General features: G+C 55.5%; 13 protein-coding genes. 6 read left to right on the top strand and 7 right to left on the bottom strand.

The window, feature by feature from the left end; genetic code table 11:
* Window positions 1–63 precede the first annotated feature (63 nt).
* From mdtC to HA50_RS12905, 3 genes are read right to left on the bottom strand one after another with little or no spacing between them, the layout of a single operon-like run.
* Window positions 64–3132 carry a multidrug efflux RND transporter permease subunit MdtC gene (gene mdtC / locus HA50_RS12915; protein WP_084876015.1) on the bottom strand — a complete coding sequence of 1023 codons (3069 nt, stop codon included), beginning with the start codon at window positions 3130–3132 and terminating at the stop codon, window positions 64–66.
* Entirely contained in the window at window positions 3129–6251 is a 3123-nt protein-coding gene (locus HA50_RS12910; protein ID WP_084876014.1) for an MdtB/MuxB family multidrug efflux RND transporter permease subunit, read from the bottom strand. Before HA50_RS12910 ends, mdtC begins: the two co-directional genes overlap by 4 nt.
* Entirely contained in the window at window positions 6251–7498 is a 1248-nt protein-coding gene (locus HA50_RS12905; protein WP_084876013.1) for an MdtA/MuxA family multidrug efflux RND transporter periplasmic adaptor subunit, read from the bottom strand. The genes HA50_RS12910 and HA50_RS12905 overlap by 1 nt, the downstream gene beginning before the upstream one ends.
* A 241-nt stretch (window positions 7499–7739) precedes the next feature.
* On the opposite strand from HA50_RS12905, the gene HA50_RS12900 reads away from it, so the two are divergent.
* Both HA50_RS12900 and HA50_RS12895 read left to right on the top strand, forming a co-directional pair.
* Entirely contained in the window at window positions 7740–8705 is a 966-nt protein-coding gene (locus HA50_RS12900; protein ID WP_084876012.1) for an aldo/keto reductase, read from the top strand.
* A gap of 246 nt (window positions 8706–8951) precedes the next feature.
* The gene (locus HA50_RS12895) at window positions 8952–10289 is read left to right on the top strand and encodes a carbohydrate porin (protein ID WP_084876011.1); all 1338 of its coding nucleotides are present in this window, start codon (window positions 8952–8954) and stop codon (window positions 10287–10289) included.
* Window positions 10290–10334: 45 nt separating this feature from the next.
* Here the strand turns inward: HA50_RS12895 and yegD are convergent, their stop codons facing one another.
* The 3 genes from yegD to HA50_RS12880 all read right to left on the bottom strand — a co-directional run bounded on the left by yegD (window position 10335) and on the right by HA50_RS12880 (window position 15092).
* Window positions 10335–11687 (bottom strand): molecular chaperone, encoded by a 1353-nt coding sequence (gene yegD / locus HA50_RS12890; RefSeq protein WP_084878516.1) that lies wholly within the window; start codon window positions 11685–11687, stop codon window positions 10335–10337.
* A 65-nt stretch (window positions 11688–11752) separates the two neighbouring features.
* Window positions 11753–14317, bottom strand: a complete 2565-nt coding sequence (locus HA50_RS12885; protein WP_084876010.1) for a diguanylate cyclase — start codon at window positions 14315–14317, stop codon at window positions 11753–11755.
* A gap of 160 nt (window positions 14318–14477) precedes the next feature.
* Window positions 14478–15092 (bottom strand): phosphatase PAP2 family protein, encoded by a 615-nt coding sequence (locus HA50_RS12880; protein WP_084876009.1) that lies wholly within the window; start codon window positions 15090–15092, stop codon window positions 14478–14480.
* 237 nt (window positions 15093–15329) lie between these two features.
* Between HA50_RS12880 and udk the strand changes: the two genes are divergently transcribed.
* From udk to asmA, 3 genes are all read left to right on the top strand, one after another.
* Window positions 15330–15971, top strand: a complete 642-nt coding sequence (gene udk / locus HA50_RS12875) for a uridine kinase (RefSeq protein ID WP_084876008.1) — start codon at window positions 15330–15332, stop codon at window positions 15969–15971.
* Between the two features lie 83 nt (window positions 15972–16054).
* Complete coding sequence (gene dcd / locus HA50_RS12870) at window positions 16055–16636, top strand: dCTP deaminase (protein WP_013509754.1); 582 nt, start codon at window positions 16055–16057, stop codon at window positions 16634–16636.
* A gap of 21 nt (window positions 16637–16657) precedes the next feature.
* Window positions 16658–18457 (top strand): outer membrane assembly protein AsmA, encoded by a 1800-nt coding sequence (asmA, locus tag HA50_RS12865; protein ID WP_084876007.1) that lies wholly within the window; start codon window positions 16658–16660, stop codon window positions 18455–18457.
* A 69-nt stretch (window positions 18458–18526) separates the two neighbouring features.
* On the opposite strand, the gene HA50_RS12860 is transcribed toward asmA, so the two are convergent.
* The gene (locus HA50_RS12860; RefSeq protein WP_084876006.1) at window positions 18527–20089 is read right to left on the bottom strand and encodes a TerC family protein; all 1563 of its coding nucleotides are present in this window, start codon (window positions 20087–20089) and stop codon (window positions 18527–18529) included.
* Between the two features lie 797 nt (window positions 20090–20886).
* Here HA50_RS12860 and wbaP point away from each other — a divergent pair.
* A complete protein-coding gene (gene wbaP, locus HA50_RS12855) occupies window positions 20887–22320 on the top strand; it encodes an undecaprenyl-phosphate galactose phosphotransferase WbaP (RefSeq protein WP_084876005.1) in 1434 nt (477 codons plus the stop codon).
* Window positions 22321–22335: the final 15 nt, after the last annotated feature.

Genomic DNA, 22335 nt, shown 5'->3' with positions numbered 1-22335 from the left:
CCTGTCGTTTTAACTGACTAAAGTTTACTCGCTTCATGCTACATAGCAATGGTGTATAGCATTCTATTCTGTTACTAAAATATGAGTTTTCCTGCGCCGCAGCTTATCCATCATCAGATACACCACCGGAGTGGTGTAGAGTGTCAGCAACTGGCTCATCACCAGGCCACCGGCGATGGTGATGCCGAGTGGCTGACGCAGTTCCGCGCCGTCGCCGCTGGTCAGCACCAGCGGCAGCGCGCCAAACAGCGCCGCCAGCGTGGTCATCATGATCGGGCGGAAACGCAGCTGGCAGGCCTGGAAAATCGCGTCACGCGCGGTCAGATTGCCTTTGCGCTCTGCTTCGAGGGCAAAATCGACCATCATGATGGCGTTTTTCTTCACGATGCCAATCAGCAGCAGAATGCCAATCAGCGCAATCAGGCTGAACGGCGTATTAAACAGCTCCAGCGCCAGCAGCGCGCCGACCCCGGCCGAGGGCAGGGTAGAAAGAATGGTCAGCGGGTGGACGTAGCTCTCGTACAAAATCCCCAGCACGATATAGACCGCCGCAATCGCCGCCAGAATCAGGTACAGCTGGCTGGATTGTGATTGCTGGAACACCTGCGCGGTACCGGCAAAGCTGCCGCGTACGCTGGCGGGCACACCGAGTGCCGTCATGGTACGGTCGATGGCATCCGACGCCTGGGATAAGGATACCCCTTCCGGCAGGTTGAATGAGATAGTCGACGCGGCCGATAAGCCCTGATGGTTAACGGACAGCGGCGCGTTGGCCGGTTGCCAGCGGGCAAACCAGCTCAGCGGGATAGCTTTGCCGTCGCTATTGATCACAAACATCTGGTCCAGCGCGCTGATATCCTGGGTGTAGCGCGGATCCACTTCCATCACCACTTTGTACTGATTCAGCGGCTGATAAATGGTGGAAATCTGCCGCTGACCAAAGGCGTTATTCAGCAGCGCGTTGGCGGCGGAGACATCGATCCCCAACCGCGCCATGCTGTCGCGATCGTACGTCAGGTCCATTTCGCTGCCTTTGTCCTGTTGATCCGAGTTGACGTCGGCCAGTTCCGGCAAACTGGAGAATGCCTGACGGATCTGCGGTTCCCAGGTGCGCAAATCCGCCAGATTGTCGGACAGCAGGCTGTACTGATAACTGGCGTTGGATTCACGTCCACCGATGCGAAGATCCTGTACCGCGTTGAGGTAGAGATTTGCGCCCGGTTCTTTCGCCAGTTTGATGCGCAGGCGCGCAATCACCTGCTGCGCATTTTCGCTGCGCTCAGATAAAGGTTTAAGCGAGATGAACATCGAACCGCTGTTGGTACGCGAACCGCCGGTAAAGCCGGTGACGTTATCCACCGCCGGATCGGCTTTGATGATGTTCATAAAATCCTGCAATTTGCCGCGCATCGCCTGGAAGGAGATGCTCTGATCGGCGGAAATAAAGCCAGTCAGCCGCCCGGTATCCTGTTCTGGCATAAAGGTTTTGGGGATGGAGATAAACAGCCAGATGGTCAGACCGACGGTGGCTAGCAACACCAGCAATACCCAACGCGCATGATCCAGTACCCAGCCCAGTGAGCGACCATAGCCATGCTGTATCGCCATCAGCAGCCGTCCGGTGCCCCGTAAACGCGGTTGCGCGCGACGCACCTGCGGCTTGAGCAAATACGCACACATCATCGGTGTCAGGGTGATAGAGACAAACAGCGAAATCAGAATCGCCACTGACAAGGTGATGGCGAACTCGGAGAAGAAGCGTCCAATCAGACCGCCCAGAATCAGCAGCGGCAGGAATACCGCAATCAGCGACAGGCTCATCGACAGCACGGTAAATCCGACCTCGCGTACCCCCTGCAAGGCGGCTTGCAAGGGCTTCATCCCCGCTTCCACATGGCGCGCAATGTTCTCCAGCACCACGATGGCATCATCCACCACAAAGCCGGTGGCGATGGTCAGCGCCATTAGCGACAGGTTGTTCAGGCTGAAGCCACACAGATACATGGCGGCAAAGGTGCCAATCAGCGAAACCGGCACCGCGGCGGCGGGGATCAGCGTGGCGCGGCCATCACGCAGAAAGAAAAATACCACCAGAATCACCAGCGCCACAGCAATCACCAGCGACTGCTCCACCTCATGCAGTGAGGCGCGAATGGTCGGCGAACGATCCTGAGCGACCTGCAAGTCAATAGACGCCGGGATCACATCATGCAGCACCGGCAGTTCGGCGCGGATGCGGTCAACGGTATCGATCACGTTGGCATCCGGTGATTTGCGGATGATCAGCAGTACCGCGGGTTTGCCATTGGTCATCCCGGCATTACGCACGTCCTGCACCGAGTCCTGCACGTTGGCCACGTCACTCAGTCTGACAGCCGCCCCGTTGTTGTAGTGCACCACCAGCGGCTGGTAATCGCTGGCAGATTGCAGTTCATCGTTGGTACGGAGCTGCCAGCGCAGTTGCTGATCGTCAATCGCCCCCTGCGGGCGGCGCTGGTTGGCGTTAACAATGGCGGTGCGTACCGCATCCAGCGATACCCCCTGATTAAATAGCGCCTGCGGATTGAGATCGACACGCACCGCCGGTAAGGAACTCCCCCCGACGGTGACATCGCCAACCCCTTCAATCTGCGACAATTTCTGCGCCAGCTGAGTTGAGGCGTAATCATACAGCTGACCGGGATTATAAATGTCTGAGGTCAGCGTCAGAATCATGATGGGCGCGTCGGATGGGTTGGCTTTGCGATAAGTCGGACGACTCGGCATACCCGTCGGCAGCAGACTTTGCGCGGCGTTGATCGCCGCCTGTACATCGCGCGCGGCACCGTTGATGTCACGGTCAAAATCAAACACCAGAATAATTCGGGTGCTGCCGAGCGAGCTGGTGGAGGTCATCTCGCTGACCCCGGCGATACGCCCGAGTGAGCGCTCCAGCGGGGTCGCGACCGACGACGCCATGGTTTCCGGCGAGGCGCCGGGCAGGGAAGCGGATATCACGATTACCGGAAAATCCACCTGCGGCAGCGGCGCAACCGGCAGCAGGCGGAAGCCGAGAATACCCGCCAGCGCAATCGCCAGCGTCAGCAGCGTAGTAGCGACAGGGCGGTGGATAAACAGGGCAAAAAACTTCACGGTTGTGCCTCCGAACGACGGAAGCGGCGGCGTGTGGCGTGCGCCAGACGGTCAAATAACAGGTAGATCACCGGCGTGGTGAACAGTGTCAGGATCTGGCTGAGGATCAGCCCCCCCACCATCGCGATCCCCAGTGGACGCCGCAGCTCAGCACCCGCCCCCATGCTCAGCATCAGCGGCAACGCGCCAAGCAACGCCGCCAGGGTTGTCATTAATATCGGGCGGAAACGCAGCAGGCAGGCCTGGTAAATCGCCTCATAGGGTGCCATCCCTTGTTCACGTTCGGCGGCCAGCGCGAAGTCGATCATCATGATGGCGTTTTTCTTCACGATACCAATCAGCAGGATGATGCCGATGATGGCCACAATATCCAGCTCGTTACCGCTCAGCATCAGCGCCAGCAGCGCACCCACCCCGGCAGTCGGCAGCGTTGAGAGGATGGTGATGGGGTGAATAAAACTCTCGTACAGCACGCCGAGCACGATATACATCGCCACCACTGCGGCAATGATCAGCCATACCGTGCTGGTCAGCGCCGCTTCAAATGCCAGCGTGCTGCCCTGGAATTGCGTCATCATCTCGGCAGGCATCCCCACCTGATCTTCCGCCGCACTGATGGCTTTAACCGCTTCACCAAGGGAATATCCTTCAGCGACGTTAAACGAGAACGTGGCTGACGGGAACTGATCAAGATGGTTGATGCTCAGGGCGGCGTGGCGTTCCTCCACCCCGGCAATGGCGCTGAGCGGTACGCTGCCGCCATCGGTGCTGGTGAGGCGAATGCCGTCAAGGCTGGCAAGGCCGGGCGTGGCGTCGTTGTTTTGTCCCAGCACCACGCGATACTGATTTGCCTGGGTGTAGATGGTGGAGATCAGGCGCTGACCAAAGGCGTTGTACAGCGCGTTGTCGATATCTGCCATGGTGATGCCAAGTCGGCTGGCGCTGTCGCGATCGACGCGAATAAAGGCTTCCAGCCCCTGATCCTGCCAGTCGCTGCTGACATCGCGTAACTCAGGCAGGGTGTTGAGCTGGTTAAGCAGCGCGGGAACCCAGGTACTGAGCGACTCCAGCGAACCCGATTGCAGCGTGAACTGATAAGGGGTGCGACTGGCCTGGGTATCGATGGTGAGATCCTGTACCGGCTGCAACCAGAGCGAGACCCCCGGAATCTGCGCCACCGCTGCCTGTAGCCTTTTTTGTACCGCCGGGATGCGGTCATCACGCTCGGACAGCGGTTTCAGGTTGATTTGCAGCCGTGCACTGTTGAGCGCGGCATTGGTGCCGTCAACGCCGACAAATGACGTCAGGCTCTGCACTGCCGGATCTTTCATCACAATCGACGCCACATCACGCGTGCGTTGCGCCATGCTGGCATAGGAAACCGACTGCGGAGCCTGCAACGTGCCCTGAATAATGCCGTTGTCCTGCTGCGGGAAGAAGCCTTTGGGAATCGCTATCCACAGCAACACGGTAAGCAGCAGGGTGCCGAGCGCCACCGACAGCGTCAGCCAGGGATGCTGGAGTACGCGCGTTAACCAGCGACCATAACCGGCGATGATGCGGTCAAACATCGCTTCACTGGCGCGGGAAAAACGGTTCTGTTTACGCAGCGATTCGAGGCTTAGCATGCGCGCGCACATCATCGGTGTCAGCGTCAGCGACACCACGGCGGAAATCAGGATCGCCACCGCAAGGGTAACGGCAAATTCGCGGAACAGGCGGCCAATCACATCGCCCATAAATAACAGCGGAATCAGCACCGCAATCAGCGAAAAGGTCAGGGAGATGATGGTGAACCCGATTTCGCCCGCGCCTTTTAGCGCGGCGGTCAGGGGCTTCTCACCTTTTTCCAGATAACGGGAAATATTCTCGATCACCACGATGGCATCATCAACCACGAAGCCGGTGGCGATGGTCAGCGCCATCAGCGTCAGGTTGTTAATGGAGAAACCGAGGAAATACATCGCGGCAAAGGTGCCCACCAGTGACAGCGGCACCGCCACCGCCGGGATAATGGTCGCCGGGACATTACGCAGGAACAGGTAAATGATCATCACCACCAGACCAATTGCCAGCATCAGTTCATGCTGAGTATCCGCCACTGAGGCACGGATATTGGTGGTGCGGTCGGTCAACAGTGTGACTTCAACCGACTTAGGCAGTGCGGCGGTGAGTGAGGGCAGCAGGGCGCGAATGTTATCCGCGGTGGCGATGATATTGGCCCCCGGCTGGCGTTGTACGTTAAGCACAATCGCGGGCTGCCGATTGGCCCAGGCACCGAGCCAGCTGTTTTCCGCCCCCTGTTCAATGGTGGCGACATCGCCCAAACGCACCGGCGCGCCGTTGTTGTAGCTGATGATGAGGCGGCGATAATCCTCGGCGGAGGTCATCTGATCGTTGGCGGACAGGGTGATCGAACGTGTCGGACCGTCCAGGCTGCCTTTGGCGGAATTGACGTTGGCATTGCTGATGGCCGTGCGCACCGTTTCGCTGGTCAACCCCAGCGCCGCCAGCGCCTGGGCGTTCATTTGTACCCGCACAGCCGGGCGTTGCCCGCCAGAGAGGGTCACCAACCCGACACCGGCGACCTGGGAGATTTTCTGCGCCACGCGTGTTTCCACCATATCCTGCACCTGAGTTAACGGCATGCTGGTGGTGGTGACGGCGAGGGTCATGATCGGCGGATCCGCCGGATTGACTTTACTGTAAACCGGCGGGTTGGGCAGATCGCTGGGTAGCAGGTTGGTGGCGGAATTGATCGCCGCCTGCACTTCCTGTTCCGCCACATCCAGCGACAGCGAGAGCTGGAATTGCAGTGTGACCACTGAAGCGCCACCGGAGCTTTGCGAGGACATCTGCTTCAGCCCGGACATCTGGCCGAACTGACGCTCCAGCGGCGCGGTGATTGAGGAGGTCACCACATCCGGGCTGGCACCGGGGTAGAGGGTGACCACCTGAATCGTCGGATAATCCACTTCTGGCAACGCGGACACCGGCAGGAAACGATAACCGAGGATACCCGCCAGCAGAATCGCGATCATCAGCAGCGTGGTCGCCACCGGGCGCAGAATAAACAGGCGCGACGGTCCGCCGCTGGCGTCGGGAGGCATCACCTGCATTATTGACGTTCTCCGCGTGCCGGTTGGGTGGCGCGCCGGTTCAGCGGCGTGGTGCTTTGCGGCGCGACAATCTCGACCTGTGCACCTTCGGTTAAGCGGTCCAGACCATCGGTGACCACGCGATCCCCGGCGGCCAGCCCGGCACTGATCACCACTTGCTGGCTGTCCTGCAATCCGGCGGTGACCCGTTTTTTACTCACTTTATTCTCGCTGTTCACCACCCAGACGAAATGGCCCTCGTTACTCATTTGCAGCGCGGCAGTGGGGATCACCACCGCATCCTGCAAGGTATCGACTTTCAGGCGCGCATTGACGAACTGGTTGGGGAACAGCGCATCATCCTCGTTGCTGAAGCGCGCTTTCAGTTTGATGGTGCCGGTGGTCACATCGATCTGGTTATCAATACTCAGCAGGGTGCCAGAGGTCAGCAGGGTTTTATTGCTGCGATCCCAGGCATCCACCACCAGCGGCTGGCCGCTTTTCTGTGCTTTGAGGATCTGGCTGATATTGTTCTCTGCCACGCTGAACACCACGTCGATCGGGTGGGTTTGCGTGATCACCACTAACCCGGTGGTATCGCCGGAAGTGATGTAGTTACCGACATCGACCTGTTTCAGGCCAACCCGGCCGGAGATGGGGGCGGTGATGCGGCTGTAGGTCAGATTGAGCTGGGCGCTGGCGACATTACCTTCATCCGCTTTGATGGTGCCGAGGGTTTCGCTTACCAGCGAACGCTGGGTGTCCAGCTCCTGCTGCGACACCAGCGAGGTTTTTGCCAGCTGTTCATAACGGGCTAAATCACGCCGTGCGTTAGCCAGCGTCGCCTGATCCTTAGCCAGTTGTCCCTGGGCCTGAATCAAAGCCACCTGATACGGACGTGGATCGATTTCCGCCAGTAATGCCCCGGCCGCCACCTGCTGACCTTCATTGAAATGCAGTGCCATCAGTTGACCATCCACCCGGCTGCGTACCGTGACGGTGTTGGCGGCGGTGACGGTGCCCAGCCCACTCAGATAATGCGGTACGCTTTGTAATTCCGCCGTTGCGGCCTGTACCGGTGCCAGTGGACGACCCCCACCATTGGCGCCTGCGCCACCCGCACCACGCCCATGATGGCGCTGTCCTTCGGCCTGAGGTTGTTTATTCGGTTCTGCCGGATGCTGCCACCAGTAATAACCACCGGCCAGCACGGCGACGATCGCCAGGGTGATGAGACTTTTTTTCCACAACGGATGTCGATTCTTCATGAATTGATGTGCTCTCCAGCGTAGTCGTTTCCCAAAATGCGCAACCCAACCAGCCGGAGCGCAAACCAAAGAATTGTAGTCGCCTGGCATGGGCAAAAATTGAAGGAATTAAGAATATCGTTCTGAGCCTGCTAATTATTCATATTCTGTACGAATTTATCAGGATTTTTTCATCAGCTGGTTTCGGCCCTTTGCTAAGCTCGGAAGCTATACCGTCTCGTTTCAATTAAGGAGAAATAAAATGAGTCAACAATCTACCCGCCAGCTTGGCGACAGTGGTATTGCCGTACCGGTTCTGACTTTTGGAGGCAACGTCTTCGGCTGGACCGTTGATGAGAAGACCTCGTTTTCCCTGCTGGATGCGCTGGTGGAGAAGGGATTGTGGTTCATCGACACCGCCGACGTTTATTCACGCTGGGTACCCGGTAATGAAGGCGGCGAGTCCGAAACCATCATCGGTAAATGGCTGAAAAAAAGCGGCAAGCGCGACAGCATCGTACTGGCGACCAAAGTGGGCATGGAGCTGTCACCGGAAAAAACCGGCCTGAAGCCACAATATATTCGCCAGGCGGTAGAAGATTCGCTGCGCCGTCTGCAAACCGACTACATCGACCTGTATCAGGCACACCGTGACGATCAGGATACCCCGCTGGCCGAGACGCTGGCCGCGTTTGATTCGCTGATCAAAGAGGGCAAGGTCCGAGCCATCGGTGCCTCTAACTACAGCGCCGACCGTTTGCAGGAAGCACTGAAAATCAGCGAGCAGCAGGGATTAGCACGATATGAAACTCTGCAACCGGAGTACAACCTTTATGATCGCCAGGGTTACGAAAATGGCCTGGAACAGGTCGCGGTGGAGCATGGCCTGGGCGTGATTAACTATTATTCACTGGCGAGCGGCTTCCTCAGTGGAAAATATCGTAAAGCAGCGGATGCCAGCAAAAGTGCACGCGGGCAGGGCGTGGTCGCCAAATATCTCAACCCGCGTGGCCTGCGTATTCTGGAAGCGCTGGACGATGTGGCTGACTCGCATGATACCTCGCCAACCCAGGTGGCGCTGGCCTGGCAGATTGCGCGCCCGAGTATTACCGCACCGATTGTGAGCGCGACCTCTCTGGCGCAAATTGATGAGCTGGTGAAAGCGACACAGCTGACGCTCAGCAAGCAGGAGATTGAAGAACTGTCCCGCGCCAGTGCAGCCGATTAATAATTGAATCGCAGCGGCGCGGTTTATCGCGCCGTAACAACAAGATAGATTCGGGACTGTCCGATTATTTTTTCCAGTCAAAAAATGCCATTTTCGGCAAAAGATTTTCATTCATAGATCGCTGTCACAATTGCGTTAAAAAACTGTCACTCTACGGAACTCTGAGCACATATTTGCAAAAACGCCCCCAACCCCAGCACTATTCTCTGCTCGATCTTTCCAGAAACTCACAAAAGAATAATCATCATGAACAGAAAAGAAGCAGTGCAGCGCATTCCAGGCCGTCTGGCCGCGGGAACCATTATGTTTGCTCTGCTGAGTGCCTCTGCCGTGGCAGCGGATGCATTCAGCTACGATTCACCCTACATGTTCGGTGACTGGGGCGGTTACCGAACCCAACTGGAGAATGACGGCGTTAAGTTTGATGTTAACTACACCATGGAAAGTGCTTCTAACCTGGGTGGCGGTTACGATAAAAACACCTCAATGCGTTACAGCGACCAATGGGCGTTTGGCGTCAATTTAGACCTGGAAAAACTGCTCAACTGGCAGGATGCTGAATTCCAGATGACCATCACCGACCGTAATGGCCAAAACATTTCTGATCAGGTGGGCGATCCGCGCAGCGGCATGCTCTCCTCTGTGCAGGAAGTGTATGGCCGTGGGCAGACCTGGCGTTTAACGCAGTTCTGGTTACGTCAGGGATTATTTAACGATGTGGTCGATATCAAAGCCGGTCGTGTCACGGTGGGTGAAGACTTCGACAACTTTGACAGCAAGTTCCAGAACCTGGCGTTCGGCAGCGGCCAGGCCGGTAACTGGCGCGGCGATCGTTGGTACAACTGGCCTGTTTCCCAGTGGGGCGGTCGTATCAAATTTAACATTACCCCGGAAGTCTTCTTCCAGGTGGGCTTCTACAACGATAACCCGAAAAACTACGATACCGGCAATGGCTTCCGTCTCGATATGGGCAATTCCTTAGGCAACATGGTGCCGGTGGAATTGGGCTGGAAACCGACCTTTGGTCCGGACAAGCTGCCGGGTAACTACCGCATCGGTTATTACTATTCTTCTGTTGATGGCGATGTCTACGGTAGCTGGCGTAACGGTGGTTACCAGGATCAGGCGCATGCCTACGGCGGTTATGTGTTGTTGCAACAACAGCTGACTGCGCAGGGTGGCGATGCCAGCCGTGGTCTTGGCGTGACCGTTCAGGCGGTAATGAACGACCACAAAACCTCGAAAACCGACAACTATCAATCTATCAGCTTTACCTGGAAAGGGCCGTTTGACGCGCGTCCTGCCGATGAAATTGGTATTGGTGCGGCACGTATTCACGTCAACAGCTCTTACACCACAGCATTACGCCAGCAGAATGCGGCTAACGGTGAGACGGACTACAACAGCCCGACCTATCTGCCGATTCAGGATGGTTCAGAATACAACTATGAAATCTACTACAACGCTCAGCTGACCAAATGGCTCCAGCTGCGTCCGAACCTGCAATATGTCACGGCGCCGGGTGCAGTGAGCGAAGTGAAAGATGCGTTTATTGGTGGTATCGCGGCAAATATCAGTTTCTAATCAGAAACGTTGTGGAAGGCGTCCTGCGGGACGCCTTTTTTTATCTCAGGCGAACATAACTTCAGCCCAGCGGGCCAGTCCTGCGGTCACCGAGCCAAAATCATCGCCGCTGGCGATCGGGGTATCCGGCAGTGCCTGTTGCAGTGCCGCGCGCAGAATCGGCGAACGCGCACTGCCGCCGGTCAGATAGATCACTTCAGGTTTGGTGGCACAGGTTGCCAGCGCCAGGTGAACCTGCTCCAGAATCCGCTCCAGCGGCTGATTGATCGCCTCTTCCAGCTGGCTGGTGCTGGTTTCCGCCTGCAACTGCGCGGCAATAAATGCCAGCGAGGCGGATGTGATCGGCTGCTCGGACAGGGCGATTTTGCTTTCCTCAGCCGCACGTACCAGGCGATAACTCAGTTTTTGCTGCCACACTTTCAGCAGGTGAGTGACCTGGTCGGGGTTCTGGGCATCGCGGATCAAATCACGCAATAGCTTGCCGCAGGCGGCGGAGTAGAACTCGCTTTGTGCTGGAACATCGTTAATCGCCACCGCGTTCCACCACGGCAGAGCGGGCAGGGCAATGCCTTTTTGCGTGCTGCCACCAAGGCCGAGCAAGGGCATCAGGGTTTTAAAGGCCAGCATGATATCGAGATCGTTACCCCCGACGCGGCAGCCGCTGTGGCCAAGTAAACTCTCGCGACGATCGGCTTTATTGCGCCATTCGGGTCCCATCAGCAGCATCGAACAGTCGGTGGTGCCGCCGCCGATATCCACTACCAGCACGCGGGTTTCTTTTTTCAGTGTGGCTTCAAAATCGAGGCCCGCAGCGACCGGCTCGAACTGGAATTCGACATCGCGGAATCCGGCGCGTTTTGCCGCACGCAGCAGAATGCCCTGTGCCTGTTCATTCGCCTCATCACCACCCAGACCCTGGAAGTTGATGGGACGACCAATCACCGCCTGCTCAATCGGTTGATCCAGCTGGCTTTCGCCCTGCTGACGGATATGCAGCATCATGGCGCACACCAAATCTTCAAACAGCGCAATCTGTTGCGGTTTCAGGCCGCTGGCTCCAAGAAAGGATTTGGGTGATTTAACAAACCACACCTCTTCCGGATCAACCATATAGTTCTGCAACGCCGTGAGGCCGAATTGCACGCTGCCCGGCGTGACATCGATATCTTCTTCGCGGTTAAAGCGTAACGCGCGTTGCAGCAACGCCTGGCCTTCGTTGTCCGGGGTCGGTACCTGGTGATGGCGATACAGCCACTCGCTGATCGCTTCGCGGGTCGGGGCACAAATCATGGAGGGAAGCAGGCGCTGACCATTCTCCAGCGTAAGCAGTCGTGGTTCGCCCCGATCGCTGACTGCGATGGAACAGTTGGCTGTGCCGTAATCGAATCCGATAAACATCATTTCCCCCATGCCTGAAAAAAGGGGGCGACTTTAGCGCAGCTCAGGCGGGCAGGCAAGGCAGATTACATCTGTATTTCCTGATAAACGTGATACTGACCACGTCCGGCGTGTTTAGCGCTGTAACAGGCAACATCCGCCTGCGACATCACCAGATTGCTGATGCAGTTATGTTCATCAATTTGTGTCATACCCGCACTGGCACCAACCTGGTAGACGTTCTCCATCCACATAAAGCGATACTGATTGACCGCCGTGACCAGACGATGCACCACATCCCGCACCTGGTCCACCTCGCAGTCCGGCAGCAGCAGCCCAAACTCATCACCCCCGAGGCGGGCGAGGAAATCACTGCTGCGTAAATGATGCTGCATCAGTTCACCCAGCTCGCGCAACAACGCGTCTCCGGCCGCATGGCCTGCGGTATCATTCACCGCTTTAAATTTATCGAGGTCGATAAACACCAGTACGTGTTGATGCTGATGCACCGTGGCATCGCTCAGCAAACGCTTGAGTTGCTGTTCAAAGCTGAGGCGATTGGGCAGACGCGTCAGCATATCGTGTGAGGCGCTGTAGCTCAGGCGCTTCATCATTTTGCGTGATTCGCTGACGTCCTGAATCACCATCACGGCGCCAATGTTTTCGCCGGTCAGGGTTTTCAACGGCGTGATGCTGTAATGGATTTCGAACACGCCACCGTCGGCGGTATGCAGCACCAGTTCCTCTTCCAGGCCGGGGGTGGTTTTTTCCGCCGGTAACTGGCACAGCAATAAATTTTCGAGACGAGGTCCACTGGCTCCACGCGTAATATTGAGTAACTCAGAGATCGGCAGCCCCGCCGCCGCATCCTGGGTCCAGCCGGTCATCATTTCCGCTACCGGGTTCATAAAGGTGACACGCATTTCGTCATTGGTACTGATCACCGCCTCACCGATCGAATCGAGGGTGATGGCCATGCGTTCTTTTTCCTGGAACAGCGCATCGTTCAGGGTACGCAAATGGGTGATATCCTGGCTGATGCCCAGCATGCGCTCGATTTGCCCATCCTGGCTGAGGATGCGGTTAGCTTCTGTGCGCACATAACGAATGCCATCCGGCAGGTTGATACGATATTCCATATGAAACGCACTGCGACGCTCAATGGCTTCCTGAACGGTAAGCGCAGCGTACTCCTGCTCTGAAGGGTGCACGCGCTGCATCCACAGGTCGTAGGTCGGGACTTCATGGGCAGCCAGACCATACAGCTCGTACATGCGTTTATCCCACATCAGTTCACCGGTCAGCAGGTTCCACTCCCATACGCCAATCCCCCCGGCTTCATTTGCCAGCGTGATACGTTCCATCAGACGACGATTGACCTGCTCGCTCTGCTTCAGTTCGGAGATATCGACAATCTGCGATATGAAGTACAGCGGCTGCTGCTGCGTATCCCGTACCATCGACACCGTCAGACGCGCCCAGACGATATCGCCATCCTTGCGGAAATAGCGTTTCTCCAGGGTGTACGTCATGATTTCTCCCTTCAGCAGGCGTTGCAGCTGCTGCAGGTCGGTTTCAAGGTCGTCCGGGTGGGTAATCTGCTGGAAGGTGAGTTTTTTCAACTCATCAGCCGGGAAACCCAGCGTGCGACACAGCGATTGGTTGACCTGCAACCAGCTGCCCTGCGGCGATACCAGCGCCATGCCGATCGCGGAGTATTCCATCGCATTACGGAAGCGGGTTTCGCTTTCGGAGATGTGGTTTTTCTCGCGCTGAAAGGCATCCATCACCAGGGCCATCACATGGCTGGGGAGCAGAACCAGCAAGAAAGGGAGCCAGGTTCCGGTCTGCCCAAGCATGCGATCCTCATGGCCGAGATTGACCAGACCCAATGCCAGCAGCAACGAAATAAAGCTGGAGTTGAGCAGGAAAAGTAAGAAGGCTTCGAATTTCGGCAGACGTACTGCGCACCAGAACAGGATCACCACAATAAAGGTGAAGGGCCATGGCAGATAGCGCAGGCTCAGATAACTGGCGATCAGGGTAACGGCCAGGGTAAAGAGTGTCTCCAGACCGCGATGGCGCGCGACCGGGTTTTCCTGCTGGCCTAATGGCCACAGCAGCAGTACCGGACCCAGCGCCAGCATCCCGATGATCTCTGAAACTACCCAGGTCGAGAAAAAGGGTAGGGTGGCTTTGCCATCAACATGCAGGATCCACAGCGCCATCACTCCGCCTGCCAGCGGTGCCAGCAGCCCGGCACACACCACGTAACGCCCCCAGTCGAGCAGCGAATTCAGTGGTGCATTGCGGTTAAGCAGCGCGCGCAGCATCATGCCACCGATCAGCGCCTGTAGCAGATTCAGTAAGGCAAATTTGAGATTGCTGATTGCCGGACCAATCACCAGCAGATTGGCCAGCGCAGTGCCAATCAGACAGCCCAGCAACAGAAGGGGCACGCGCGGTGCAGGAGCGCGAAACACCACAATGGTCATCAATGCGGTGGAGTACCACAGCGGCGAGATACGTCCGCTGATGATTATCAGCTCCAGACAAAACAGCGTTAGCAGAAACGCGATTACCCCCAGATAGAGGGCGCTGAGCCAATATTTCTTAGAGCCATACTGCGAGGTCAATATGTCGAGGGTCATGCACGAATCCAGCAGCGCGCATTCGCAACACGACGAAAAATGCGCCAGTCATTCTCTATCAGGCATGCTAGCACATCTGGTACGGATGTCTGCCGCCAATTCACTTTTGCCCCTTATTCAATAGATTGGCTGGCCCTTTGTTAACAAAGGGCCAGCCAGGTTACTGACGAAAGAGGTCGGCACGCGTATAAGGTTTGTCCAGACCGGCAAGGTCGGCAGAGAAGCGCTCAAGGAATTGCTGTGTGGTGGCGACACGGCCATGGCTGACGAGCAACAATGGCACCAGAAAAGCCACACCCATCTGCGGCAGACTAAAGGCTTTCAGCGCGGTGTCGCGCTGACTGAGCAGGAAGGCGCTGCTGAGCGTGAAACCCAGCGCCAGACCGGCGATCACTTCGCTGGGTGAATGTGCATGGATCGCGAGGCGCGATAATCCGACCATCATCGGGATCAGATAGCCAATACTGATGGTCACTGTACGCCAGAAACTGGACCAGCGACCGGAAACCAGCCACATCATCACCGGCCAGAGCGTGGAGGACATGGCACTGTGGCCGCTAAAGCCCGTGAAGTTAAACCGGGCGCTGCCAATGCCAAAGCCGAGAAACATAATTTTAGAAATGCTGACCAGCAAACCAGCCAGACCAAACGCCAGCAGCCAATACCAGACGGTACGGCGGTTGTCGCTTTTCCACGGCAGCACCAGTGCGATGATCACCGCAGTGGGGATCAGCAGCATACTGTCACCGAAATAGGTCAGGGTTTTCCAGCTCATACATCTCCTTTGGACTTACACACGGTCAGGCACAACATTGCACGCAATATTGGCAGAAGAACAGTGTATCGATTAAGCGGCTTGCTGCAAAAGGGGATAATCTGAAAAGCCACGGGCCGCATTTCTCTGGCATCAAACCGGTGAAATACCTATAATTGCCGCCAACCAAACCCTCTCATTATCGGCCCGTCGAAGTTCCGACTTCAACAGGCTCCAGTTATCAGGTCTTAAAAAAGTATGACTGACAAGTCCCATCAGTGCGTGATCGTTGGCATTGCAGGTGCATCCGCATCCGGAAAAAGTCTTATTGCCAGCACGCTCTATCGTGAAATCCGTGACCAGGTCGGTGACGAGCATATCGGGGTAATCCCGGAAGATGCCTACTATAAAGATCAAAGCCACCTCACCATGGAAGAGAGGGTGAAAACCAATTATGACCATCCGAGTGCGATGGATCATGACCTGCTGCTGCAACATCTTCAGGCGCTGAAGGCGGGGCAGAACATCGAACTGCCGGTTTACAGCTATGTTGAGCACACCCGTACCACTGAGTGTATCCACCTGAAGCCGAAGAAGGTGATTATCCTTGAAGGGATTTTGCTGCTCACTGATGCGCGTCTGCGTCAGGAAATGAATTTCTCCATTTTCGTCGATACCCCGCTGGATATCTGCCTGATGCGTCGCATGAAACGTGATGTTAACGAGCGAGGCCGTTCGATGGATTCAGTGATGAGCCAGTATCAGAAGACGGTTCGCCCGATGTTCCTGCAGTTTATCGAACCCTCCAAGCAGTACGCCGACATTATTGTGCCGCGCGGTGGGAAAAACCGCATTGCCATTGATATCCTCAAGGCAAAAATTAATCAGTTCTTCGAATAAACCGCGTCCGGATGGACGTGACGCGCAGAGGTTGTCACAACAGCGGCAGCCTTTCGCTACACTTAAATCATGGAGTCACAGCGATGAGATTATGCGATCGCGATATAGAAACCTGGCTGGACAGCGGTAAGCTGGCGATCTCGCCACGTCCGCCAGTTGAGCGTATTAATGGTGCCACGGTTGATGTGCGTCTTGGCAATCAGTTCCGCACCTTTCGCGGCCACACCGCGGCATTTATCGACCTCAGTGGTCCAAAGCATGAGGTGAGTGCTGCCCTGGACCGCGTAATGAGCGATGAAATTGTGCTGCCGGAAGGGGAAGCGTTCTTCCTGCATCCGGGCGAGCTGGCGCTGGCGGTGACGCTGGAGTCAGTGACGTTGCCGGATGACCTGGTTGGCTGGCTGGATGGTCGTTCATCACTGGCCCGTCTGGGTTTGATGGTACATGTCACGGCACACCGTATCGACCCAGGCTGGCAGGGACGCATCGTGCTGGAGTTTTATAATTCCGGTAAGCTGCCGCTGGCACTGCGCCCCGGCATGCTGATTGGTGCCCTGAGTTTTGAGCCGCTCTCCGGCCCGGCGGCGCGTCCGTACAACCGTCGTGAAGATGCTAAATATCGAGGCCAGCAAGGTGCTGATGCCAGCCGTATCGACAAAGATTGATCGCCGGATATTGAGGATGTAATGAGAAGAGTGATAACCACGCTGGCCATCCTGTTAGTGGTGGTCGTAGCGGGAATGACAGCATTAGTGTTGCTGGTGAATCCCAACGACTTTCGTACCTACATGGTACAACAGGTGGAACAACGCAGTGGTTATCGGCTCCAGGTCAGTGGCGATCTACGCTGGCATGTCTGGCCGCAGCTGAGCATTCTGGCTGGCCGGATGAGCCTGACTGCGCCGGGGGCCAGTCAGCCGGTGGTCATCGCAGAAAATATGCGTCTCGACGTTAATCTCTGGCCGCTACTCTCTCATCAGCTGAGCGTCAGCCAGGTGATGCTGAAAAATGCCATCATCCGCGTCACGCCTGATAGTGATGCGAAAAAGCCGACGGGGGCACCGGTAGGGCCGCGTGATGCCGAACCGGTTGCCAGCAACAATGGCTGGTCATTTGATATTGGTAAGCTGCGCCTTGCCGATAGCCTGCTGATTTGGCAGCAGCAGGGCGGTGACGAATACAACTTCCGTGCGCTGAACCTCAACCTGAGTCAGGATGCCAGCAAGCAAGCCAGCATTGATCTCAGCACCCGTATTTCCCGTAATCAGCGTAACCTTGTGGTCAGCCTCAAAGGGCAGCTTAATGCAGCGCAATATCCCCATCGTTTGAGTGGTCAGATTGATGCGCTGGATTACACGCTGGATGGCGCCAATTTGCCGGCCCAGGGCATCAAAGGGACGCTGAGTGGCGAAGGCGAATGGAATAATGACCGTCAGCAGTTTGCCTTGAATAAAATGCAACTGAGCGCCAATGACAGTTCGCTTGACGGCAGCGCACAAGGACGTCTTTCTCTGCCGCAGCAGCTGGCGCTGAAACTGCATGCCTCGACGCTGAATCTCGATAATCTGATGGCCAGTGCCCCGGTCAGTGATAGCGGTACCCCGCAACATGTCAGCGTGATACGCACCCCGGTGATCGCCGAGCCGCGTGAACGCGATAACAGCGATTCGCCGCTGAATATGATGGACCTGTCACTGAACCTCAACGCGGATAAAGCAGTATGGCGTGGGTTGACGTTAAGCAATCTGCAACTGGCCGCCAGCAATCAGGAAGGCCTGATGACCCTCAGCCAGTTACAGGGCAAGCTGGGTGACGGGCAGTTCTCGATACCGGGAACGGTAGATATTCGTCGTCCGGTCACTGAGGTGACGCTGCAACCGGAACTGTCACAGGTGGCGATTGCGCCGCTGCTGAAGGCATTTGAACTGCCGGAAGCGTTACAGGGAACGGTGTCGTTGCAGGGGGATTTGAGCGGCAGCGGTCTGAGTATCGAAGATGCCAAACAGAACTGGCAGGGGAGTGCGGAATTAACCGCGAATAACCTGCAACTGGCGCAGATCAATTTGCAGCAGATGGTGCGTCGCGCCGTCGATCGTATCAGCAATCGCGTCACCAACGACGCCAGCGACGACCAGAATATCCAGCAGTTGAGCGGTCGTATCAGTCTGAATCATGGCAATATCGTCCTGCCTGATTTGCAGGGCGGCAGTAGCCATCTGGCCGTGCAGAGCCAGGGCAATATTAACCTCGCTACTCGTCAGCTGGATGTCACCATTAATATGATGCTGCGCGGCTGGAAAGGTGACGATAAGCTGGCTGCGGTGATGAATGAGCAAACTATCCCGCTGCGTATGTACGGTCAGTGGGATAATTTGCAGTATTCGCTGCCGGTGGATCAGGTTTTGCGTCAGCAATTGCAGAGCGAAGCAAAAAGCCGCCTGGATCAATGGCTGGACCGGCAGCAGTCATCTAAAGATAAGCAGTGATGTAGCGGCGCGATTTATCGCGCATGTTTTACGCTGCTCCAACCCCAAAGCGCGCGATAAATCGCGCCGCTACGGGGTAGGTTCCAGCGGCACAATCTCTACCTTCTGCACGCGATGATTTTCCACCTGCAACGTCCGCAGCAGGTAATCCCCCACCTGTAGAACTTCCCCTTCCTGCGGCACATGTTGCAGGCTATCCATCAGTAAACCGGCCAGCGTGTGATAGTTACGCTTCTCATCCAGTGGCAGGTGGACATACACCGCTAAATCTTCCAGCGGCATATGGCCGTTAGCAATCCATCCGCCGTCGGGGCTGGGTTGAATGTCATAGCGGGCATCAATCTCTTCGCCTTCATTAGGCAGATTGCCCGCAATGGTTTCCATCACATCGCTAAGCGTGACTACCCCTTCCACCGAACCAAATTCATCGACCACAAAGGCAAAATGGGTGCGTGCCTGGCGAAACTGCTCAAGAGCCTGCAACAACGTGAGGCGTTCGGGGAATACCAGCGGCTGACGAACCAGCGAACGTAAATCGAGTGATTTAACATGCAAAGCCTGATGCATAAGATCAATAACATGCACCACACCCAGTGGCTCATTGCCCTTTTCGGTAATCAGGATGCGGGTGTGCTGATTGCGATCGAGTTTCGCCATAATTTCTGCCGGGTCTTCACTCAAATCGATATGTTCGACGTCATGGCGTGAGGTCATGATGCTGCTGATGTGTCGCTGTCCCAGCCCCAGTACGCGCGCAATCATGCGTCGCTCCTGGCGATTAAACAGCGCGCCTTCCTCGCTATCTGCGAGGAGCGATGCGGTGTCGGCGTCCAGCTCCGCACTTTGCGCTTCACCACGTAAAATACGCAGCACCGCCTCAGCAGTGCGCTGACGCAGCGGACGGCCAGCAGAAAGAAAGCGGCGACGGTTAAATATCGCCAGCTGGTTGAAGATTTCAATCAGGATTGAGAAGCCGATGGCGGCGTACAGGTATCCCTTGGGGATGATAAAGCCAAGGCCTTCTGCCACCAGGCTGAAGCCAATCATCAGCAGGAAGCTCAGGCAAAGAATGACAATGGTGGGATGGCCATTGACGAAACGCGTGAGGGGTTTACTGGCCAGCAACATCAGCAGGATAGCGATGGTGACTGCCGTCATCATCACCGGCAATTCATTCACCATACCCACTGCGGTGATCACCGCATCCAGCGAGAAGATGGCATCCAGCACCACGATTTGTGCCACTACAGGCCAGAATTTAGCACCATTATTAGTTTGACCGTCGTCTTCGTCACTGCCTTCCAGCCGATCATTTAATTCGGTGGTGGCTTTAAACAGCAGAAATACGCCGCCCGCAAACAGCAGCAAATCGCGCGCACTGAAGCTATGTTGCCAGAGGGTAAACAGGGGTTGCGTCAGGGTAACCAGCCAGGAAAGCGACGCCAGCAGCAGCAGGCGCGATGCCAGCGCCAGCAGCAGACCGATCACACGGGCGCGATCGCGCACCGCCGAGGGTAATTTTTCCACCAGAATGGCAATGAAAACCAGATTATCAATGCCCAGCACCAGCTCAAGAACGATTAGCGTGACTAATCCGGCCCAGAGCGAGGGATCAGTGATCCACGCCAACATGCTTTCATCACCTGAATGTCTGAGAATGAGCTTAGTCTTATCATAGTTAATTCTCAGACAGGGAACAAATAGCGCCTAAGCAACGTATTACATCGCTTGCCCGTGATAATAAGGAATATTCCTAAACGGGTTTTTGTACAGATAAGTTGAATGTATGGATAAACAACATACGCCTGATATTCCCGCTATTAATTTTTTTCGTCAGACGATGGCGTGCATTTTTAATGCGAAATGTGCAGAGGGTGAGTATCGAATTATTCTGATTTTTGCGTGGGAATGGCCTGAAAGGGATGGCATCAATACTAATGACTGGTAGTCTTTTTCCTAAAATAGAGCAGGGAACACGGGGTCTACTTGTAAAGAAGCCAGTAATAACTAGTATAGCAACGTGTTAGTAAATGTCTGCGCTTATGTTGTTAATAGCGCGCTGTTTAGCTTCTTAATGTTGAGAAATGTGATCGTGCCCAGGTTAAGGCCAGTTATTGTCATGGCTTTAAAGGTCGTTCGCAGACAGGAAATAGGGTGAGTAAAGCGGTATTGGCAGCGACAGCCAAGGGCGGTAGCGTGTCCGAAGTGCTTTTCTCTCCGGGGGATTTGCTTTGCAGGGGTATCAACAGGAACTCGGACTAATCTGTTGGTATTTATCATAATTTTCTGGGTGTGACTGCAAAGAAACTGGCACGAGCGCCGAAGATTTACCCCCCAGATTGCTGCTTTCGTGACAGTTTTTTATATCGCTCATTTATTACGCAGTCTTGTGGCATTAAGGATTAGGGAAATAAAATAAAGAGTTAATTATGCGCGATAACGAATTTACCTATAAAAGTCTCCTCACTAAAATTTTACTGGCGTGCTCGGATTTAATTTGTTTCAACGCGGCGTTGTTTATTGCTCTGGCGCTGATTAATTCGCTCACGAATTCCCCACTGGCAGATATTTCTGAAAAAGACCTCGATTTAAAAATCGCCACACACATCTGTCTGTCGATTATTTGTGTTGGCTGGTTCTGGGTTCGCCTGCGACATTTCACCTATCGCAAGCCTTTCTGGTTCGAGCTAAAAGAGATCTTTCGTACCATTCTTATTTTCTCTGTCATCGATTTGTCAATTACCGCACTGTCGCAGTGGCAGATGTCGCGTTTTGTCTGGGTACTGACCTGGCTTCTGGCATTAATCCTAATTCCGCTGGGTCGGGCCCTGTCAAAACGCGTCCTGAATCATTTCGGCATGTGGAAAAAGCAGACCATCATCATCGGCAGCAACAAAAATGCCCAGGAAGCCTGGCAGGCACTGCAAAGCGAAGAAGTGATGGGATTTGATGTGATTGCTTTTTTCGATGTGGATGGCAGTTGCCCACAGGCCAGTATTGCCGGTGTCCCGGTGCTGCGTAATGAGCAGGAATTGTGGCAACTCACCAACGTTGAGACGCAATTTATCGTTGCGGTGGAATTTGAGCAGAGCCAGCATCGTGATAACTGGCTGAAGACGCTTGCTATGCACAACTGCCGCTCAGTTTCCGTTATCCCGACGCTGCGTGGTGTGCCGCTCTACGGCACCGATATGGCGTATATCTTCAGCCACGAAGTGATGATCCTGCGAGTTAACAACAACCTGGCGAAGCGGACGTCGCGTTGTCTGAAACGTGTCTTCGATGTTGTTGGCGCGCTCAGCATCATCATTGCGCTGTCACCGGCATTACTGGTGCTGGGTTTCCTGGTGGGACGTGACGGTGGCAACCCGATATACGGCCATGAACGTGTCGGTATGAATGGTCGCAAGTTCAAATGTCTCAAATTCCGCTCGATGGTGATCAACTCCAAAGAGGTGCTGGAAGAGGTGTTGCGTAGCGATCCGGTGGCGCGCGCCGAGTGGGACAAAGATTTCAAATTGAAGAACGATCCCCGCATTACCAAAGTCGGTCACTTTATCCGTAAAACCAGTCTGGATGAGTTACCGCAACTGTGGAACGTGGTCCGTGGCGATATGAGCCTGGTGGGACCGCGTCCGGTTATCGAAGATGAACTCTGCCGTTATGCCGGTGATGTCGATTATTACCTGATGGCGAAACCAGGCATGACGGGATTGTGGCAGGTCAGCGGTCGTAACGACGTTGACTATGAAACGCGCGTCTATTTCGATTCGTGGTATGTCAAAAACTGGTCGCTGTGGAACGACATCGCGATTTTGTTTAAGACGATTGGCGTAGTGCTGAAACGCGACGGAGCTTATTGATAGACAGCGAAGGCA

Source organism: Pantoea cypripedii (genome assembly GCF_002095535.1).
Lineage (GTDB): Bacteria > Pseudomonadota > Gammaproteobacteria > Enterobacterales > Enterobacteriaceae > Pantoea > Pantoea cypripedii.
Note: the sequence above shows the minus strand (reverse complement) of the source record. Positions and strands in the feature narration are given on the sequence as shown.